Raw genomic sequence first — 20,206 nt, 5'->3', positions numbered from 1 at the left:
TCTTGAGCAGATGTCCGGCGCGCGTCGCCGGGCGGCGAGGTTCCTCGGCAAACACCTGGCCCAGGTGTTCGCGGCGGAACGTTTATGGAGCGCCCAACTGACGGTGCTTATGTCGGCGATCGATGCGCCAACCTTGAGCGTGATCAGGATTTCCCGCGGCTCGGGTTTGCCCAGGGCAGACACAACATCTTGCGTGAAAAGGCATTTTGTAACCGGCGGCGGTTGTGCTGGGCGTAATCTTGGGTGCCTGTTGAGATATAAAAACAACTAATTGATTTTTAAATATAAAAAATTTTTTTTTCGCGCCTGTTGACGCGCCCGTCGGCGGGCCCGTAAGGTTCTCCGGCCTTCACAAGATGTTGTGTCCGGCATTCGCTGTCACGGTGCCCCCGATACAGCACATACACGACCGAACCCCAGGGAGCCCCCATCGCGATGAACAAGGTGGTCGCCATCCACGCCCCCGCGCGCAGCGCAGACGTCCCGGTACAGCCCGCTTCGCTGGACATCTGGGACAAGAAGTACCGCCTGAAGGCGAAGGACGGCACGGCCATCGACCGCGACGTGGACGAGAGCTACCAGCGCGTGGCGCGCGCGCTGGCCGACTCCGAAGCGCCGGACCTGCGCGAGCACTGGTACGAGCGCTTCCTGTGGGCGCTGCGCCGCGGCGCCATCCCGGCCGGGCGCATCACGTCGAACGCCGGCGCCTGGGCCTACAAGCCCGCCACGTCCACCATCAACTGCACCGTGTCCGGCACCATCGAGGACTCGATGGACGACATCCTGCAGAAGGTGCACGAGGCCGGCCTCACGCTGAAGGCCGGCTGCGGCATCGGCTACGAGTTCAGCACGCTGCGCCCGCGCGGGGCGTACGTGACCGGCGCCGGCTCGTATACCTCGGGGCCGCTGTCGTTCATGGATATCTACGACAAGATGTGCTTCACCGTGTCGTCCGCCGGCGGGCGGCGCGGCGCGCAGATGGCCACCTTCGATGTCGGCCACCCGGACGTGGTCGACTTCATCCGCGTCAAGCGCGAGGACGGACGCCTGCGTCAGTTCAACCTGTCGCTGCTGGTGACGCGCGAGTTCATGGAGGCGGTCAAGGCCGGCGCCGACTGGCAGCTCGCCTTCCCCGTCACGCAGCACGAGGCCGCGGCCGACGGTCTTGACGTGCACACGGCCGACAACATCGTCTGGCGCGAGTGGCCGACGCAGCGCAACTACATCGTGAACGACCAGGGCCTCGTCGCCTGCAAGGTGTACCGCACCATCAAGGCGCGGCGCCTGTGGGATCTCATCATGAGTTCCACCTACGACTACGCCGAGCCCGGCTTCATCCTCATCGACCAGTACAACGACCTCAACAACAACTGGTTCTGCGAGAACATCCGCGCCACCAACCCCTGCGGCGAGCAGGGCCTGCCGCCGTACGGCGCCTGCCTGCTGGGCTCGGTGAACCTCACCACGTTCGTCGAGAAGCCGTTCACGCCCGAGGCACGTTTCAACTGGGACGAATACCGCGAGGTGGTGCGCGTGTTCACGCGCATGCTGGACAACGTGGTCGAGATCAACGGCCTGCCGCTGGCGCAGCAGCGCGACGAAATCTTCCGCAAGCGCCGCCACGGCATGGGCTTTCTGGGTCTTGGCTCCGCGCTCACCATGCTGCGCATGCGCTACGGCTCCGAGGAATCGCTCGAATTCACCGAAGCGGTGTCGCGCGAGATGGCCATCGCCGGCTGGGAGGCAGGCGTGGAACTCGCGCAGGAAAAAGGCCCGGCGCCGATCATGGACGAGCTGTTCGAGATCACGCCCGACCTGCTGCGCAAGCGCCCGGAACTGGCCGCGGACGGCCACAAGGTGGGCGACAAGCTTCCGGGCCGCGTGCTGCTGGCCCGCTACAGCCGCTACATGCAGCGCGTCGGCGGCGAGCGGCCGGACCTGATCGACGCCATCGCCGAGCACGGCGCGCGCTTCACGCACCACAGCTCCATCGCGCCCACCGGCACCATTTCGCTGTCACTGGCCAACAACGCCAGCAACGGCATCGAGCCCAGCTTCGCGCACCACTATTTCCGCAACGTCATCCGCGAGGGCCGCAAGACCAAAGAGAAGGTCGACGTGTTCTCCTACGAGCTGCTGGCCTACCGGCACCTGGTAAACCCGCGGGCCATCCCGGGCAGCACCGACCCCGCCGAACAACTGCCGGACTACTTCATCACCGCCGAGGACATTACGCCCAAAGCGCATGTCGACATCCAGGCTGCGTCGCAGAAATGGATTGACTCGTCCATCTCCAAGACCGCCAACGTACCCACCGACTATCCGTTCGAGGACTTCAAGAACATCTATCTGTACGCCTACGAGCAGGGCCTGAAGGGCTGCACCACGTTCCGTTTCAACCCCGCAGCCTTCCAGGGCGTGCTGGTAAAAGAGAAGGATCTGGAGAACACCACCTATCGCTTTTCGCTGGATGACGGTACTGTCATAGAGGCAAAGGGCAATGAGGAAATCGAGTACGACGGCGAGATGCACACCGCCGCCAACCTGTTCGATGCGTTGAAAGAAGGCTATTACGGCAAGTTCTGAAGCACTGGGAGGCATAGACGATGAGCAAGACGAAGGCGACCTCGGCGACGACCGCTCCGAAAAAGCTGGCCACCGCCAAGACTGCGAAGACCGTAACCGGCACCGCGCCGGCCAAGAAGCCGGCCACCAAGGCAGCGGCCGCACCGGCCAAGAAGGCAATCGCCAAGGCAGCGCCGGCCAAGAAAGCCGCGCCCAAGGCGGCGGCCGCCGGCGCGGCGAAAAAGGCGCCCGCCAAGGCAGCAGCCGCCAAAACCCCGGCGCCGAAAGCCGCAGCCGCCAAGGCCGCGCCGGCCAAGAAAGCGGCCGCCAAACCGGCGCCGGCAAAGAAAGCCCCGGCCAAGGCAGTCAGCGCCGCCCCCGCCAAGAAGACCGTCGCCAAGGCGGCCGCGCCGGCAAAGAAGGCCCCTGCCAAAGCGGCGCCCATAAAGAAGGCCCCCGTCAAAGCCGCCGCCGCGCCCAAGGCGACCAAAGCGGCTACCCCGGCCAAAAAGGCACCCGCCAAGAAGGCCAAGTAAGCCCGACGTATCCATCGGCGGGCATGGCAAGCGAGACAAGAGCATGACGATTCGCATCAGCAACAAGATCACCGGTTTCAGCGTGGTGCGCCCCGAGGACGCCACGCCCGCCGATGTTGCCAGGCCCGCCGAACCCCCTGCCGCCAGCGAGCGGGAGAAGGCCAAAGTCATCCAGATGCACGAAAAGCTGGAGCGGCCGGACACCCTGCGCGGCACCACCTACAAGATCAAGACCCCGCTCACCGAGCACGCGCTGTACGTGACCATCAACGACATCGTGCTCAACCCCGGCACCGAGCACGAGCACTACCGGCCGTTCGAGATCTTCATCAACTCGAAGAACATGGAACACTTCCAGTGGATCGTTGCGCTCACGCGCATCGTGTCCGCCGTGTTCCGCAAGGGTGGCGACATCACCTTCCTTGTGGAAGAGCTGAAAGCCGTATTCGACCCGCGCGGCGGTTATTTCAAGAAAGGCGGCCGCTACATGCCATCCCTGGTCGCCGAAATTGGCGACGTCATCGAGCAACACCTGCGCTACATCGGCATGCTGCCGGACCGGGAACTCGACGCCCGGCAACTGAAACTGATCGAAGAAAAGCGCAGCGAATTCGAAGCCCGCACCGGGCAATCCAGCCCCGAGTCCGACGCCACCTATCCGGATGGCGCCCAGCTTTGCTACAAGTGCAGCACCAAGGCCATGATCCTGATGGACGGCTGCCTGACCTGCCTTAATTGCGGCGAGTCGAAATGCGGGTGAGGCGACTGCGGCGCTGATTCAATCAGCGGTGCCGCGTTGGGGCGGAATGCCCCGGCACCGCGCGCCGGAAGCATCCAATCGTGCAAGGTGAGGGGTGCCGAACGGCGGGAGAGGCGAAATCCCCGGCGGGAGTTGCCCCAAGAGCAAACAAGAAGCCGGCCGGCGGGGGTTCCTGCGAATCTCGCGCGGCAATCCGGACCCATCAATATCGCGGGAGCCACCTGCCATGCGTTCTCCACACCTGCGCCGCGCGGTCGTCGGGGCCCTGACTGTCCTGGCGACGGTCGCCGCCTACCTCGCCACCCAGCGACACACGCTGGCGAGTAGCCCGCCCCCGCTCAGCTACGCGGAGCTGACCGGCAGTTCCTTCGTCGCCGCGCCGGAAGAGCCCTTCCGGGCCCCTGCGGTCAAGCAGATCACCGTGCCCGACATCGACGACGCCAACGGCATCTGGGGCGCCACGGGCCGCGATGCCCGGGGCCACATCTGGGTAGGCGTGTCGGCAAAGACGCCGGGGATGAGCGCCCATCTATTCGAGTACGACCCGGCCGGGGGCAGCTGGCGAGACCATGGCGCGGTGGTCGACCAACTCAAGGCCGCCGGCCTGGTGCGCGCGGGCGAGGGCCAGGTCAAGATCCATTCGAAAATCGTCCCCGGCGCGGACGGCTGGCTGTACTTCGCGTCCATGGACGAAGAGGGCGAGAAAGCCGACGGCAGCGCCCTGCCGCGCTGGGGTGGCCACCTGTGGCGCATCCACCCGGAGCGGGGCACGTGGGAGCACCTGCTGGCCGCGCCGCAGGGCCTGGTCGCGGTCAGCGGCGTCGGGCGCTACATGTACGCCCTCGGCTACTGGGGCCACGTGCTGTATCAGTACGACACGGCCAGCGGAAAAGTGAACAGCGTGGCGGTCGGGTCGGTCGGCGGTCACATCTCGCGCAATTTCCTCGCGGACGGGCGCGGCCACGCCTTCGTCCCCCGCCTCACCCCAGCCGATGCCGGGGTGAAAGGAGGTGTCCCGCCCACCACAGCCGCGCCGGGCGAGATCAGCGCCGGCTCGCCGGCCGCGCGTGCCGCGCTGCGGGCGTCGAAGCCCGCCGACCAGCCCAGCGTTGTTCTGGTGGAATACGACCCCCAGCTTCGGGAAGTCGCCGCCACTCCCCTGGAGCACTACCTCGAACCCTCCAGGTCCGCAGGCGCCAATCACGGCATCGTCGGCTTGGCATACCTGCCATCCGGCGACATGGTGTTCGCCACCCATGCCGGCTACCTGTACCGAATCACAGCCACCGGCGACGGGCCGGCCACCGTGCGCGGTGTGGACTGGATGAACTCGACTGGCTCCGCCTACGTCCCGTCCCTGTTTTCCTTCGGCGGCGACACGTGGCTTGCTGGGGTGGCGTACCAGAAAGGCCCTCAGCCCTTCGCCTGGGTGGTGCGCGACCTCACCACCGGCGTCGCCGCTGCATTCCCGCTCGACACGCGACCCCTCCAGGACGTGCTGCTGTACGGGTCCATCAGCCGCGATAACGCGGGCCGCCTGTACGTTGTCGGCTGGGCCGCAAACAGCAATGGCAATCCCAGGCCGCTGATGCTGCAACTCGATCCGCGGCATTCCCGCCCACCGGCAACCGGCGCTCAGTAATTCTCAACGAGCGGTAGCGCGACCAGTGCAAAAGCCTGCCCACGCGGCAGATGCGAGGCGCACAAAACCGGAGCACCGCCCCGGCCGAGAAAGGACTTCGATTCTTTACAATCCCCGCCCCGTTGACTTGGGCGGGCCGTGAAAGCCTCGATCGATGCGGTTCGTGCCGCACCGCATCCTGCCGGCCGCTGCCGGCCCCCGTCACCCGCGTCGGCGTCAAGACCCAACGCATCGCCGATGCCAGCAAAACCGCCGCCCGCTGAGTCGCCGGCTTACCGACGGGATGTGGCAGCGGCGCCCCCGCCGCGAGCCGACAGGGCAAAGGATTCGGCCCGAGGGCGGGCCTCCCACAAAGCGTGATACCGCGATCGATGCGCCCTACACCCGGCAATTCCTGCGGGCGGATTATTGTCGTAGGGCGGATCGCGATCCGCCTTCCGCGTAATTCTTGTTCGACGAAATCCGAGGAGACGCAGGACGGCGGGTTACGGCTGCGCCTAACCCCGCCCTACGCAGGCTAACGACGGCCACCGACGGCAATAGCGCCAAGGCCAATACCAATAGCCATAACGACCACTCCAGCGTTAAAGAACGCATCGGTAATACGGCCGCTATCTCCCCGAACCACTTGCGCCAACACACTGATCAGGCCCAAGCCAAAACCCACGGCGCAAATCTTGAGCGGTGTCGCCATCTTGCCGAATTTTCGGCCGCCGGCAACAAACATCTCCGCAACCGCCGAGACTGCGCCGCAAAAAAATCCGGCCATAAATAGACTTCTGCCGATCTCCCGCTCGCCTCCAGGCACCGCAACGATCAGGCCAATCACGCAAAGCACAACACCAGCTGCCAGGACGTACCGCAGTAACTGCATAGCCATACTCCCAATTTCACCCAGCCCCTAGGGTGCGGTGAGGAACGAACCGCATCGATCGAGCCCGAATGAATCACGCCGCGCCGGCAAACACAATCGGGTCGCCTTCACTCTAATCCACTGCCTGCACAATCCGCGTCACGTGTTGGCCAAAACGGGACTACAGCCACTCGATTGCGCGCGCCACGCGGCCCAGTTTCACGGGACGCCCGTGGACAGAGTCCACAGCGTCGCTCGGTCCGCGTCATCAGAAATGCGGTGTTCCCACAATTGATTCTCGACCGATGCGGTTCGTGCCTCACCGCATCTACACAGGCTAACTTTCGCAGGCTACGGCTCGAAACACGAGTCATAGTCGTGCTCGTCATCGAGAGGTGAGAAGCGCCATGTAATAGCGCCGCAAAGCCCAGAAAGGTCTGAAAAAAGGGTAGCCTTGGAAATCCCACTGCGAGCAAGATCATGCCGGAGGGCCGCGAAATACTGTTTTGGAATTATCAACTTTCGAAGCCGAGCCTTCTGACTCGGAATCTTATTTAATGGACTAAATCTGCCTTTTTCATTCATGAATTTGTGGATGGTAAACCAGCCCGATTGCGCGACAATCCTCGCGTCGAGATGCCTGGGTCGATAGATAAGGGTCTTGGGCAAGGCAAAAGGATCCTCATCAACATTCGCGTAATCCGATTCTTCCGCATCGAAGGCCCACACCGCCGCGTCTTTCCCGCGCTCTGGAGGCATCTCAACGGCAAACCACAGCGCGACAAGGGGATTTGTTGTCCAATCAAGGAGACGAGTAGGAAGCCCATGGTGCTGGGCTATAGCCAGCCGGTCCCATGCCGAAGCCATATATCGATTTCCAATATGTGGCGTTGATTGGCGTTCGAATTCGTCAAGCATGCGACGCTCTGCTTCTTGAACTGAGGTGTACCGCCTGCGAAATCTCGTTCGAGCAATACGCGGGGTCAAATCCCAGTCATCACAGCGGTGACCTCTAAAAAGGGCAGAATATCTACCTGTGTAACTCTCCTCGACGCGCGAAAGATACTCCGGAAGTGATCCGACAGTGTCATATGAATTATTCATGGCATGTTCAAGCGAGCCGTAGGGTGGGCAAAGCGTAGCGTGCCCACGCGGTATTGAATGTAACGAAACATCGCCAATCCGCACAACCGCCCAATGTCATTTCGTAGCCGTGAAGAACGGCGGATCGGATCGGTGGGCACGGCCTGTCGGCCTTTGCCCACCCTACCCGCCGCTGCAATTTTGCAACACCGCGTGTAATGCATTTCGGGCCGCTCGGCACCTACCCTGCCCCATCCAACGCCCGCCGCAGCTCCGCGTAATCCGGCAATCCTAACGGCCCCGCAATCTCCCGCTGCCACGCTTCGTCCAGCGCCGCGCGCACGGCGTCGCTCAATACCGCTTCATGCCCACCCGCCTTTCCGCTGCGGACCTTGTGGCCGCCGGTGTCGCTCGGCGGCAGGCCACAGGCTTCGTCGCGGGTTTCGCGCACCAGGTGGTCGTCGAACTGCCGGGCGTGGGCGCGCATGAAGTCGACCGATGAATGCTCCAGCGTGAGGCGCAGCAGGGCGTCATCGAGCGGCACGCCGATGAAGGCGGCGATGCGCCGGATGGCGGCTTCGGGGTCGGCCAGCATGCTTTCGTAGCAGAGCATCAGCACGTCCGGCCGGGTGCGGTGCGGCCACCAACTTTGCAGGTGCCGCCAGTAGCTGAACGGCACGTTCGGGTTCAGGAACAGGCCCATGGCGATGTCATTGATGCTGACAGTGCCGGCCTCGTAGAACCAGCCGTTCCAGAAGTGGAACTGCGACACCAGCACGTCGCGCGGGTCGCGCACGGACAGGATGTAGCGCGCGCCCTTCGGCACCTGCTCCCACGTCAGATGCGTCTTGAACGCGCGCGGCGTGGCGCGCTGGTCGCTCTGCACGTCGATGCCCATGTCGTGGGCGAGCTCCAGCCACGGGATGACGGCGGTGATTTCCTCGAACGCCATGTCGCCGCGGGTGCGCAGCGTGTGCACGATCTGCTGCAGCCAGGTGGTGCCGCTTTTCGGGAACGGCGCGATGAACACGTCGTCCGGGCGCGGCTGGAAGGCGAACGCGCGGCCCATGCCTTCGGGCGTGATCATGTAGGCGACGCGCTGCATCATCTCGCCGACCGAGCGGGGGCGCTGCATGGGGGCGGTGGCGGACATCGGTGCGTCTCCTCGTTGCGGTTCAGTCGTTTTCGAGCAGGAAGGGTGCGATCAGTGCGGCGGTCTGCGCCGGCAGTTCCCAGTGCGGGTAGTGCCGGGCCGGCAGGCTGGCGAAGCGCGCGTTTGGCGCGGACCACGGACGGCTGCATCGGCTCATGTCGCCGGCAAGGCGCGGGGCTTCGTCCTTCCACACGGGGTACGGTTCGAGCGGATCGTGCTCGCCCCAGATGACGAGCGTGGGCGTGCTCACGAACGGCAGGCGGCGCATCAGGAGATACCGCGCACGCAGCGCCGGGTTTTCCTGCTGGGCGAGCAGCGGGTCAAGGCTCACGAGCGCGCCCGGCGCGTTGGCGGCGGCGGCGAACCCGTCCACCAGCCGCGCGAAGTCGGCATCCGCCACGCGCGCCGGCTCGTGCAGCCAGCCGCGAACCAGTGCCTCGCACTGCGCCCGCGTCGGAATGGCCGTGGCACGGATGCCAGCCGCCGGCTGCACGTTGAGCCCGGCCGAGCACAGCGCCACCAGCCGCCGCACGCGCTGCGGGCTCTCGTAGGCCAGCAGGTTGCCGACCCAGCCGCCCAGGCTGTGGCCGACCACGTGCGCGCGGTCGAGGCCCAGCCGGTCCATGAACTCGCGCAGTTGCTCGACGATGAGCTCGAAGGTCGGCCCGGCCTCGACCGTGCGCGTGCCGAGCCCGAAGCCAAGCAGGTCCGGCGCCAGCACGCGGAACTGGCCGGCCAGATGCGGGATGAGCAGCTCGAAGCCGCTCGCGCTGCTCGCCATGCCCATGCCGTGCAGCAGCAACACGGGCGGGCCGTCGCCGGCTTCCAGATACCGGTTCTGCCCGCAGGCAAGCTCGATGCAACGCTCGTGGAGGGTGCTCATGGCGTCTCCTGGGCTTGTCCTGCGCTGGGGGTCAATCCCGCGCCGGTTCCGGGGCGGCGGTTTCGTCCCACAGGCGCGTGCCGTGCGTCTGCGGCAGCAGCAGGCTGCCGATGAGCAGCGTCGCACCAGCCACGATCATCGGGTAGTACAGCCCGGCGTAGATGTCGCCGGTGCGGGCGACGAGTGACAGGCCAATCACCGGCAGCAGGCCGCCGAATACGCCGTTGCCGATGTGGTACGGCAGCGACATGGCGGTGTACCGAATGCGCGCCGGGAAGGCCTCGACCAGATACGCCGCGATTGGCCCGTACACCAGCGTCACCAGCAGCACCTGCAGCCAGACAAGACCAATCAGCTTCTGCGCCGCCGGGTGGCGCAGTACCTCGCCGACCCCAAGACCCGTCAGCACCTTTTGCGCCGGCGCCAGTGCGCCGCCGGCATCGGTCATCGGCGTCAGCGTCTTCGCGCCGGTGACCGGGTGCGCCTTGGACTGCACGGTGGTGACTTCCGAGCCCGCCACGTCGCGCATGGCGCCGTAGATGGGCAGATAGCTCACCACCGCCAGCGCGAAGCCCGCCATCATCAGCCACTTGCGGCCCACCCGGTCCGACAGCGCCCCGCACAGCACGAAAAACGGCATGCCGAGCAGCAGCGCGGCGGCGACGATGGTGTTGGCGGCGAGACCCCCCACGTTGAGGATGCTCTGCAGATAAAACAGCGCGTAGAACTGCCCCGTGTACCAGACCACGCCCTGCCCCGCCGTGGCGCCGAACAGCGACACCAATGCTCGCTTCAAGTTGGCGGGCTGGGTGAACGCCTCGCGGATGGGCGCCGCGGACGTCATGCCGCGCTCGCGCAGCTGCTCGAAGATGGGCGACTCGCGCATCTGCACGCGCATGTAGAACGACACCGCCACCAGCAGCAGCGACAGGATGAACGGCAGCCGCCAGCCCCAGGCGGCGAACGATTCGGCGCTCATGCTGCCCTGCACGGCCAGGATCACCGCCAGCGACACGAACAGCCCGAGCGTGGCCGTGATCTGGATGAAGCTGGTGTAGAAGCCGCGGCGCTGATCCGGCACGTGCTCGGCCACATACACGGCCGCGCCGCCGTACTCGCCGCCGAGAGCGAGCCCCTGCAGCACGCGGATGGCGAGCAGCGCAATGGGCGCCGCCACGCCGATGCTCGCGTACGTGGGCAGAAAGCCGATCAGCGCCGTGGCGCCGCCCATGATCAGCAGCGTGATCAGAAAAGCGACCTTGCGGCCCACGCGGTCGCCGATGCGGCCGAAGAACAGCGCCCCGAACGGCCGCACCACAAAGCCGACCGCAAACGTGGACAGGTAGGCGATCAGCGCCAGCGTGTCGTTGCCGGCCGGGTAGAACAGCGGCGCGATCACGGGCGCCAGCGCGCCGAAGATGTAGAAGTCGTACCACTCGATCATGGTGCCGGCGGAGGACGCGCCGATCACCTTCCAGATGCCCTTGGGCGTGCGGCCGGCAGCCGCCGCATGCGTGGATGTGCTCAAGCGGTCCCCCTCGTTGTGTACATGCACCGTTCAGTCGGCCCGCCAGCGGAAGATGCGCGCGCCGATGGCGAGAAACGCCAGCGTCATGCCGGTCAGCGTCAGCAGTTGCGGGGCGAGATCCACCCAGCCGGCGCCGTCCAGCATCACCGCCCGCGCGCCGCCGACCAGGTGCGTCAGCGGAAACAACTGCGCCAGTTGCTGCAACCACGGCTGCGTGCCTTCCATGGAGAACCACACGCCGGACAGCAGCATCATCGGCCAGGACAGAAAGTTGAGAATCCCGCCGGCCAGCTCCTCGCTGGTCACGAAGGCTGCCACCACGAAGCCCATGGCGATCATGGCGAGCGCGCCGAGCGTGGTGACCAGCGCCAGCAGCGCATACGAGCCTTCCATGCGAAAGCCGACCACCCAGTCCGTGCCCACGTACACCACCAGCGTGATGCCCATGATCAGCAGCAGGCGGGACGTGAGCTGCGCCAGGATGAACTCGATCGGCCGCACCGGCGTGGCGTTCAGCCGCTTCAGAAATCCGCTCTTGCGGTAGCGCACCACCACGTAGCCGACGCCCCACAGGCACGAGAACATCATGTTCATGCCGAGGATGCCCGGCAGCAGGAAGTCGATGTAGCGGATGGGCCTGCCCGGCACCGCCCCGTGCGCCAGCGGCGGGCCGCCGGCGGCGGCGAGCAGGCGCTCCAGCACGTAGCCCTTGGGCGATTCGGGGTTCACCCAGTAGCGCGCCGGGGCGCGCAGATCGATGAGCATGTCGAGGCGATGGCGGCCCACCTTGGCGACGGCTGCGTCCTCGCCGTCGGCCGGCAGGGCGAAGAAATCCGTGTAGCGCGTGGTGAGGAACGGGTGCGCGCTCGCCTGCACCGGATCGCCGGCGCCGATCACCGCCACCTTGAACAGCGCCCGCGGCGGACCGCCGAAGATGATCGCAAGCCCCGCCACCAGCACCAGCGGGAACAGCAGGTTCCAGCCGAGCGAGGCGCGGTCGCGCAGGAACTCCATGTTGCGGGCATGGGTGAGGGCACGGTAACGGCGCAGCACGGTGCAGGCTCCGGCGGGTTCAGGCGCGCAGGTCGCGGCCGGTGAGTTCGAGGAACAGGTCTTCCAGCGTGCGCTCGCGGATACGCAGGCGCCGCAGGCTGGCGCCGGCCGCTTCGAGCGCGTGCAGCGTGGCCGGCACGTCGCGCATCGACAACTCCCACAGCTCGCCGGCGTCGAGCAGCGGCAGGCTGCTGTCGGCCGCGGGATGAAAGTCCGCCTTCGGCAGCGTGAGGATCACGTCCTCGAAGTGCTCGGCCAGCAGCGCGTCCGGCGAACCCTGCGCGATGATGCGGCCGCGGTCCATGATGGCGATCTCGTCGCACAGCACGTAGGCCTCTTCCATGTAGTGCGTGGTGAGCAGGATGGTCTTGCCCTGCGCCCGGATGTCCTGCACCAGCTTCCAGAAGCTGCGCCGCGCCTGCGGGTCGAGGCCCGTGGTCGGCTCGTCCAGAAACACGATGGCCGGGTCGTTCACCAGCGCGATCGCCAGCAGCAACCGCTGGCGCTGCCCGCCGGACAGCTTGCGGTTGTCGCGCTCCAGCAGGTCCCGCAGCTGGCACAGATCGATCAGCGTTTCGAGGTCAGCCCGGCGCGGGTAGAGGCTGTGGAACAGCACCAGCGTCTCGCGCACGGTGAGGAAGTCCTGCAGCGCCGTCGACTGGAACTGGATGCCGGCCTCGGCGCGGAACTGCGCGCCCTGCACCTCGCCGCGGTACAGCACGGCACCGGCGGTCGGGCGGCAGATGCCTTCCATCATCTCGACCGTGGTGGTCTTGCCGGCGCCGTTCGGGCCGAGCAGGCCGAAGCACGAGCCGGCCGCCACGCTGAAGCTCACCCCCACCACCGCTTGCACGCCGGGGTATTCCTTGACCAGATCGCGGACTTCGAGGATGGCGGACATGACAACCGGGCGGTGGGGACTGGACGGCCCCGCAGCGCGGGTTTAGCGTGTCGGGGCCGGCGCGATTATTACCGAACGGAGGATGACCGATGGCAGAGCCTCGCCTGAACGGAACCGCCACGCTGGACGAGCTGCGGCGCGAGCATCGCCTGCTGGACGCCGAAATCGACCACATCGAAAACGGCCCGGGCCTCGCCTCGCCGCAACTGAAGGACATGAAACGAAAGCGACTGGAATTGCGCGACCAGATCACGCGGATTGAGCGCGCCGCGCAGGACTGAAGCCGATCGACAGGAACGCAGCGGGCCGCAGAGCCCGCCGTTCGAGACCCCGAGGAGAAACCGCCGATGAACAAGCCTACCGACCTGCCGAACCCGCTCGCGCCGGCCAGTTACCTGTACGACGACCCGGCGCGGCAGCTGTTCGCGGTCGACCGCCGCATCTTCACCGACCCCGGCCTGTTCGAGCTGGAACTCGAACACATCTTCGAGGGCAGCTGGCTGTACCTGGCGCACGAGAGCCAGCTGCCGCGGCCGGGCGACTGGTTCACGCTCAGCATGGGCCGCCAGCCGGTGGTGCTGATGCGCGGCCAGGACGGGCAGATTCGCGGCTTCGTCAACGCCTGCGCGCACCGCGGCGCGCAGCTGTGCCGCACGCAGCGCGGCAATGCGAAGTTCCTGACCTGCCCCTACCACGGCTGGGTGTTCGACAGCGCCGGGCGCAACGTGCAGATCAAGGACCACAAGACGGGCGCGTACCCGGAGCCGTTCGAGCGCCAGAACCATGACCTGAAGCCCCTGCCGCGGCTCGAAAACTACCGCGGGTTCCTGTTCGGCTCGCTCAGGGCCGAGGTGCCGGCGCTCGGCGACTACCTCGCCGCCGCGGCGGGTGTGATCGACACGCTCGTCGATCAATCCCCGGACGGACTCGAAGTGCTGCGCGGCTGCTCCACGTACACCTTTCGCGGCAACTGGAAGGTGCACGCCGAGAACGGCCTCGACGGCTACCACGTGAGCACCGTGCACGCCAATTTCATCGGCATGATCGCGCGGCGCATGGCCGAGCAAGGCAGCAAGGGCGTGGCCTCGATCGCCGACGACCGCATCATGTCGCTAGGCAGCGGTGCCTACGATCTTGGCAGCGGCCACATCCTGGCCTGGTCGGACGTAGCGCAGCCGGAGGTGCGGCCGCTGGCCCGCCAGCGCGAGCGCCTGGCCAGGGAATTCGGCGCCGGCAAGGCGTCGTGGATGATCGACCGCATCCGCAACATGCTGGTGTTCCCGAACGTGTTTCTGATGGACCAGACGTCGACGCAGATTCGCGTGTTCCGGCCGCTGGCGCCCGATCTCACCGAGGTCAAAATCTACTGCCTGGCGCCCAAGGGCGAGACGCCGGACGCGCGGCGCCTTCGCGTGCGCCAGTTCGAGGATTTCTTCAACGCCAGCGGCATGGCGACGCCGGATGACCTGACCGAGTTCGAGGCGAGCCAGGCCGGCTTTGCCGCCGCGCCCACCACCGGCCCGCAGGACTACGCGCGCGGCGCCGGGCGCGCGCATCCGGGCGCGGACGCCGCGGCGCAGGCGCTCGGCATCGAGCCCGTGCAGAGCAGTCCGAGTTTCCAGGACGAAACCCACCTGCCGGCCATCTTCCGCGAGTGGCTGCGTCTGGTCAGCGCTGCGGGGCGCTGAAACACCGACCAGGCCGGGCGTGCGCGGCCCTGCCCGTCACCGGCCTGCTGCTTTAAGCTAACAAGCCATCAGCTCATTCCATTTCAGCCCGCGGGACCACCGCGGACGGGCGTACCCATGCCGTTTTCCGACCCCATCGTCGAAACCTCCCCCGTCGTCGCCGACCAGATCAAGACCACCACCTGCTACATGTGCGCCTGCCGCTGCGGCGTGCGCGTGCACCTGAAGGACGGCCAGATCCGCTACATCGACGGCAACCCGGACCATCCGGTCAACGGCGGCGTCATCTGCGGCAAGGGCAGCGCCGGCATCATGAAGCAGGACTCGCCGGCCCGCCTGCGCAAGCCGCTGCTGCGCACGGGCGAGCGCGGCCGGGGCGAGTTCAGGGAAATCGAGTGGGACGAGGCGCTCGGGCTGCTCACCACGCGCCTTTCCGGCATCCGCAAGACCGACCCGCGCAAGCTCGCGCTGTTCACCGGCCGCGACCAGAGCCAGGCGCTCACCGGCTGGTGGGCGCAGCAGTTCGGCACGCCGAACTACGCCGCCCATGGCGGTTTCTGTTCCGTGAACATGGCCGCCGGGGGGCTGTACAGCATCGGCGGCAGCTTCTGGGAATTCGGCGAGATCGACTGGGAGCACACGCGGTATCTGATGATGTTCGGCGTGGCCGAGGATCACGACAGCAATCCCCTCAAGATCGGTCTTGCCAAGCTCAAGGCGCGCGGCGCGAAGTTCGTGTCGGTCAACCCCGTGCAGACCGGCTACTCGGCCATTGCTGATGAGTGGCTCGGCATCCGGCCCGGCACCGATGGCCTGCTGATCCTGTCGCTGGTGCACGAGCTGCTGCGCAGCGAGCAGGTGGATTTCGAGTACCTCGCCCGCTACACCAACGCGCCGTGGCTGGTGATCGACGACCCGGGCGCGGCGGACGATGGCCTGTTCGCCCGGGATGGCGACGGCAACCCGCTGCTGTACTGCGGCGCGCGCGGCGCGGTCGTCAGCGCGTTTGACGCCGACGCCCAGCCGGTACTGGCCGGCCGGCGCGTGCTGGCCGACGGCCGCGGCGCGGTACCGGCCTTCGAGCACCTGGCGCGCCGCTACCTCGAACCCGCCTACGCGCCCGACGCGGTGGCGGAACAGACCGGGCTTTCCGCCGCCACCATCCGCGGCCTTGCGGCCGAGATCGCCCGCGCCGCCTTCGAGCAGCCGGTGATCATCGAGCAGCCGTGGACCGACTGGGCCGGCCGCCGGCACGAGCGCATGGTCGGCCGGCCGGTATCGTTCTATGCCATGCGTGGCATCTCCGCGCACAGCAACGGCTTTCACACCGCCCGCGCGCTGCATATGCTGCAGACGCTGCTCGGCGCCGTGGATACACCAGGCAGCTTCCGCTACAAGGCGCCGTTTCCGCGGCCCGTGCCGCCGCCGCAGCCGCCGTCCGGCAAGCGCTCACAGGTGAAGCCGGGCGAGCCCATGCCGGGCATGCCGCTCGGCTTCGTGTCGAGCCCCGACGACCTGCTGCTCGACGAGCACGGCCAGCCGATGCGCATCGACAAGGCGTATTCCTGGGAGGCGCCCGTCGCCGCGCACGGCGTCATGCACATGGTGATCCACAACGCCTGGAAGGGTGACCCCTACCCCATCGACACGCTGTTCATGTTCATGGCCAACATGAGCTGGAACTCCAGCATGAACAGCGCCGGCACCATGGCCATGCTGACGGACAGGGACCCGGCCACGGGCGAGTACCGCATCCCGTTCATCGTGTACTCGGATGCGTTCGCGTCCGAGATGGTGGCGTACAGCGATCTGGTGCTCCCGGACACGACGTATCTCGAACGCTGGGACGCGATCTCGCTGCTCGACCGGCCGATTTCGAGCGCCGACGGGCCGGCCGATTCCATCCGCCAGCCGATCGTGCAGCCGGACCGCGACGTGCGGTGTTTCCAGTCGGTGCTGCTGGATCTGGGGGCGCGCCTTGGCCTGCCCGGCATGACGAACGACGACGGCGGCGCGCGCTACCCCGGCGGCTATGCCGATTACATCGTGAACCACCAGCGCCGGCCTGGCATCGGCACGCTGGCCGGCTGGCGCGGCGCGGACGGCAGCCAGCACGGCGTGGGCGACCCCAACCCCGACCAGCTGCAGCGCTACATCGACAACGGCTGCTTCTGGCAGGACGAGCTGCCGCCGCAGGCCCGCTACTTCAAGCACGGCAACCGGGATTACCTGGAGTACGCCGCGCGCATGGGCTTCATCGGCGCGGCGAAACCCATCGTGATCCAGCTCTACAGCGAGGTGATGCAGAAGTTTCGTCTGGCGGCGCGCGGGCACGGCGCCGTGACGCCGCCGCCCGAGTACCGCGAGCGCATCGAGCACTACTTCGACCCGCTGCCGTTCTGGTATCCGCCGTTCGAGGGCGCGGCGCTCGCCAGCGGCGACTTTCCGCTGCACGCGCTCACCCAGCGGCCGATGATCATGTACCACGCCTGGGATTCGCAGAACGCCTGGCAGCGGCAGATTCTCGGCAGCAATCGCCTCTACCTGCACCCGCAGACGGCGGCGCGCCTCGGCATCGTCGACGACGGCTGGGTGTGGGTGACGAGCCACCACGGGCGCATCAAGTGCCAGGTGCGCCTGATGGCCGGCGTGAACCCGGACACGGTGTGGACCTGGAATGCCATCGGCAAGCGCGCCGGGGCGTGGAACCTCGACCCCGACGCCGGCGAGGCGCGCAAGGGCTTTCTGCTGAACCACCTGATCGCCGAGACGCTGCCCGGCGGGGATCACTCCAACAGCGATCCTGTCACCGGCCAGGCGGCGTGGTTTGACCTGCGCGTGCGGATCGAGCCGGCCGAGGCCAACACGCCCGCCCACAGCGAGCCGCAATTCGCGGTGCTGCCGGTGCCGCCCGGCCTGCCGCCGGCACCCAAACGCCTGCAACGCGGCGCGCGCTTTCGGCGGCGCGCCGCGTCCTGAGAGGCCGCGTGTTACAGCAGCGGATGGCCCGTGAGGCCGTACTCGGCGCGGCCGTACGACAGCATGTTGTCGTCGTACAGCTGGCCGACGTGGATCAGCAGCATGACGAGGTCCCGGGCGTAGATTTCGAGCACGTCGCCGCGCGTGGTGGCGGCGCCACCCAGCATCTCCATGGCGCGGAACGCGAGCTGGCTCGCCTCGCGGCACATCCACGAGCGCCAGGCGTTTGGCCGGTTGCGGTCCACCTCGGACACGATCGGCGTGTTGGCCACGTCCCAGGCTTCGAGCTGCTGCACGTAGCGTTCCTGCAGCGCCTCAATGGCGTCCTTTTTCGTCAGGAACTCGGCCACGTTGCGCTGCGCGATCGGCGACTCCCACTCCTTGACGCCGTACAGCACCCGCTGGCGGTCGTGCACGCGCTGCTTCACTTCTTCCGCCATGCGCTGCACGGCACCGACCGCGATGGCGCCGAAGCCGACCGTGAACATCGGCATGAACGGCACGCGGTAGATGGGCGCGTCGGCTTCGACGTCGCCGCCGATCGGCTGACCCGTGCCCTTGATGTGCGCCAGAGGCAGCACGCGGTGCCAGGGCACGAACACGTCCGCGCAGCGCACCGTGTGGCTGCCGGTACCGCGCAGGCCAAACGGATCCCACTCGCCGACGATCTCGATCTCACTCGTGTTGACCGTCACCAGGCACGGCTGCGGGCCGCCGGCGAAGCCCGGCACCTCGACCAGGGCACCCAGACCAATCCAGGTGTCCCATTTGACGCCGCTGCCCCAGTTCCACTGGCCGGACAGCTTCACGCCGCCCTCGACGTATTCCACCTTGCCGATGGGAAAGAAGATGTCGGCCGTGAAGCCGTCGCTGTCGTAAATCTCCTTGCGCCCCTTGGGATCGAGGTACGCCACCCACTGTTCGTGCAGGGCGGTGAAGTAAACCAGCCACGCCGCCGACGCGTTGTGGCGCGCCACCACGCGCACCACCTCGGAGAACGTGCGCGGGCCGAGCGCGAAGCCGCCGTAGCGCTTCGGCCGCAGCAGCTTGTGAATCTGCGCCTGGTGCACCGTGTCGCGCAGCGCCAGCGAGAAACCGCCCCGGCGTTCGGCCTCTGGCACTTCGAGCGCCGCCTGCTGGCCGATCTTCTCGGCGCGGGCGACCATTTCCTCATGCGTTACTGCGCTCACTGCGACTCCTCCGATCACTCCCTGGTTGGATGGCGCCGGAGTCTAGCAAACGACCGCTCGGCCAGTCCGCCGGCCGTATTGACCTGCATCAACGCCCGCACAACGCCCCACCACTGAACCGCCGCCATGACCCAAATCGCCAAGAACACCACCGGCCGCAAGCTGGGCCTGGTGATCGACCTCGATACCTGCGTCGGCTGTCACGCCTGCGCGGTGGCCTGCAAGGAATGGAACGACGGCGGCCACATGGCGCCGCTGACCGACGAGAACCCCTACGGCGCCGAGCCGTTCGGCGTCTGGTTCAACCGCATCCACGCCTTCGAGGCCGGGCCGTCCGTGCAGTCCGGCTGCGGCGGCGACACGCGCACGGTGCACTTTCCGCGCTCGTGCCTGCACTGCGAGCAGCCTGACTGCGTCACCGTGTGCCCGACCGGCGCGTCCTACAAGCGCGGCGAGGACGGCATCGTGCTGGTCGACGAGGACAAGTGCATCGGCTGCAAGCTGTGCTCATGGGCCTGCCCGTACGGCGCGCGCGAATACGACTACGCCAGCGGCACCATGAAGAAGTGCACCCTGTGCGTGGACCGCATCTACAACCAGAACCTGCCGCCCGCCGAGCGCCAGCCGGCCTGCGTGATGGTGTGCCCGACCTCGGCGCGGGCGTTTGGTGATCTGGGCGATCCCGGCTCGGACGTTTCCAGGCGCGTCGCCGAGCGCGGCGGCGTTGACCTCATGCCGGACCTGGGCTACCAGCCCGTCAACAAATACCTGCCGCCGCGCGCGCGCAGCGCCGCGGCAGCGAGCGCGCCGCTGTCCGACGCCGCCGCCAATGCCGACGGCGACCCCGACATAGGGCAGCGCCTGCTGCGCTGGGTCGACCGCGTCCTGTCCCGCTGAGCCGCCGCCATGCACCCCGCCGCTTCCGTCATCCTGTTCACCGTCACCTCCGGCATGGGCTACGGCCTGCTGATCCTGCTCGCGCTGCTCGGCGTCACGGGCGCGCTGCCGCTCGCAGCCGGTTTTGGTCTCGTCGGCTTCGGCGTTGCGCTCGCGCTGATCACCGCCGGTTTGCTCGCGTCGACGTTTCACCTGGGTCATCCCGAGCGCGCCTGGCGGGCGCTGAGTCAATGGCGCACGTCGTGGCTGTCGCGCGAGGGCATGCTGTCGATCGCCACCTACGCGCCGGCCTTGGTCTTCGCCGCCGGCTGGGTGCTGGCCGGACGCGGCGATGGCCTGTTCGCGCTCGCCGGCTGGGCAACGGCGCTGCTCGCCGTCGCCACGGTGCTGTGCACGGCCATGATCTACGCCAGCCTCAAGCCCATCCCGCAGTGGCGAAACCGCTGGGTGCCGGCCGGATATCTGGCAATGGCGCTTGCGACCGGCGCGCCGTGG

Annotated in this window: 17 protein-coding genes; 9 read left to right on the top strand and 8 right to left on the bottom strand. The window is 67.1% G+C overall.

Annotation, left to right across the window (positions count from 1 at the left end; all coding sequences use genetic code 11):
• The first annotated feature begins 435 nt into the window (after positions 1–435).
• The 4 genes from AB7F93_RS09405 (at position 436) to AB7F93_RS09390 (ending at position 5,503) form a co-directional block, all read left to right on the top strand.
• A complete protein-coding gene (locus tag AB7F93_RS09405) occupies positions 436–2,586 on the top strand; it encodes an adenosylcobalamin-dependent ribonucleoside-diphosphate reductase (protein WP_428302645.1) in 2,151 nt (716 codons plus the stop codon).
• 20 nt (positions 2,587–2,606) lie between these two features.
• On the top strand, positions 2,607–3,101 hold the full coding sequence (locus AB7F93_RS09400; protein WP_428302644.1) for a hypothetical protein: 495 nt from the start codon (positions 2,607–2,609) through the stop codon (positions 3,099–3,101).
• A gap of 43 nt (positions 3,102–3,144) precedes the next feature.
• A complete protein-coding gene (locus AB7F93_RS09395) occupies positions 3,145–3,861 on the top strand; it encodes an NrdJb (RefSeq protein ID WP_428302643.1) in 717 nt (238 codons plus the stop codon).
• Between the two features lie 226 nt (positions 3,862–4,087).
• Positions 4,088–5,503: a hypothetical protein gene (locus AB7F93_RS09390; protein ID WP_428302642.1), complete on the top strand. Its 1,416-nt coding sequence runs from the start codon at positions 4,088–4,090 to the stop codon at positions 5,501–5,503.
• Between the two features lie 517 nt (positions 5,504–6,020).
• Here AB7F93_RS09390 and AB7F93_RS09385 read toward each other — a convergent pair.
• The 7 genes from AB7F93_RS09385 to AB7F93_RS09355 all read right to left on the bottom strand — a co-directional run bounded on the left by AB7F93_RS09385 (position 6,021) and on the right by AB7F93_RS09355 (position 12,957).
• Positions 6,021–6,383 carry a hypothetical protein gene (locus AB7F93_RS09385; protein WP_428302641.1) on the bottom strand — a complete coding sequence of 121 codons (363 nt, stop codon included), beginning with the start codon at positions 6,381–6,383 and terminating at the stop codon, positions 6,021–6,023.
• Between the two features lie 324 nt (positions 6,384–6,707).
• Positions 6,708–7,460, bottom strand: coding sequence for an FRG domain-containing protein (locus AB7F93_RS09380; protein ID WP_428302640.1), 753 nt, complete (start codon positions 7,458–7,460; stop codon positions 6,708–6,710).
• A gap of 220 nt (positions 7,461–7,680) precedes the next feature.
• Positions 7,681–8,592, bottom strand: coding sequence for a sulfotransferase domain-containing protein (locus AB7F93_RS09375; protein ID WP_428302639.1), 912 nt, complete (start codon positions 8,590–8,592; stop codon positions 7,681–7,683).
• 22 nt (positions 8,593–8,614) lie between these two features.
• Positions 8,615–9,475: an alpha/beta fold hydrolase gene (locus tag AB7F93_RS09370; protein WP_428302638.1), complete on the bottom strand. Its 861-nt coding sequence runs from the start codon at positions 9,473–9,475 to the stop codon at positions 8,615–8,617.
• Between the two features lie 31 nt (positions 9,476–9,506).
• Positions 9,507–11,003: an MFS transporter gene (locus tag AB7F93_RS09365; protein WP_428302637.1), complete on the bottom strand. Its 1,497-nt coding sequence runs from the start codon at positions 11,001–11,003 to the stop codon at positions 9,507–9,509.
• 30 nt (positions 11,004–11,033) lie between these two features.
• On the bottom strand, positions 11,034–12,056 hold the full coding sequence (locus AB7F93_RS09360) for an ABC transporter permease (RefSeq protein WP_428302636.1): 1,023 nt from the start codon (positions 12,054–12,056) through the stop codon (positions 11,034–11,036).
• Positions 12,057–12,075: 19 nt separating this feature from the next.
• Positions 12,076–12,957: an ABC transporter ATP-binding protein gene (locus AB7F93_RS09355; protein ID WP_428302635.1), complete on the bottom strand. Its 882-nt coding sequence runs from the start codon at positions 12,955–12,957 to the stop codon at positions 12,076–12,078.
• 89 nt (positions 12,958–13,046) lie between these two features.
• Between AB7F93_RS09355 and AB7F93_RS09350 the strand changes: the two genes are divergently transcribed.
• The 3 genes from AB7F93_RS09350 to AB7F93_RS09340 all read left to right on the top strand — a co-directional run bounded on the left by AB7F93_RS09350 (position 13,047) and on the right by AB7F93_RS09340 (position 17,624).
• Positions 13,047–13,238 (top strand): YdcH family protein, encoded by a 192-nt coding sequence (locus tag AB7F93_RS09350; RefSeq protein ID WP_428302634.1) that lies wholly within the window; start codon positions 13,047–13,049, stop codon positions 13,236–13,238.
• 66 nt (positions 13,239–13,304) lie between these two features.
• A complete protein-coding gene (locus tag AB7F93_RS09345; protein ID WP_428302633.1) occupies positions 13,305–14,645 on the top strand; it encodes an aromatic ring-hydroxylating oxygenase subunit alpha in 1,341 nt (446 codons plus the stop codon).
• Positions 14,646–14,762: 117 nt separating this feature from the next.
• On the top strand, positions 14,763–17,624 hold the full coding sequence (locus tag AB7F93_RS09340) for a molybdopterin oxidoreductase family protein (protein ID WP_428302632.1): 2,862 nt from the start codon (positions 14,763–14,765) through the stop codon (positions 17,622–17,624).
• Positions 17,625–17,635: 11 nt separating this feature from the next.
• Here AB7F93_RS09340 and AB7F93_RS09335 read toward each other — a convergent pair whose 3' ends face one another.
• Positions 17,636–18,814: an acyl-CoA dehydrogenase family protein gene (locus tag AB7F93_RS09335; protein ID WP_428302631.1), complete on the bottom strand. Its 1,179-nt coding sequence runs from the start codon at positions 18,812–18,814 to the stop codon at positions 17,636–17,638.
• Positions 18,815–18,940: 126 nt separating this feature from the next.
• On the opposite strand from AB7F93_RS09335, the gene AB7F93_RS09330 reads away from it, so the two are divergent.
• Both AB7F93_RS09330 and AB7F93_RS09325 read left to right on the top strand, forming a co-directional pair.
• Positions 18,941–19,711 carry a 4Fe-4S dicluster domain-containing protein gene (locus tag AB7F93_RS09330; protein ID WP_428302630.1) on the top strand — a complete coding sequence of 257 codons (771 nt, stop codon included), beginning with the start codon at positions 18,941–18,943 and terminating at the stop codon, positions 19,709–19,711.
• A 9-nt stretch (positions 19,712–19,720) separates the two neighbouring features.
• Positions 19,721–20,206: dimethyl sulfoxide reductase anchor subunit family protein (locus AB7F93_RS09325; protein ID WP_428302629.1), on the top strand; the 486-nt coding region annotated here is incomplete at its 3' end.

The organism is Immundisolibacter sp. (assembly GCF_050250495.1).
In the GTDB taxonomy this organism is placed as follows: Bacteria; Pseudomonadota; Gammaproteobacteria; order Immundisolibacterales; family Immundisolibacteraceae; genus Immundisolibacter.
This window is presented reverse-complemented; position numbering and strand designations above follow the sequence as displayed.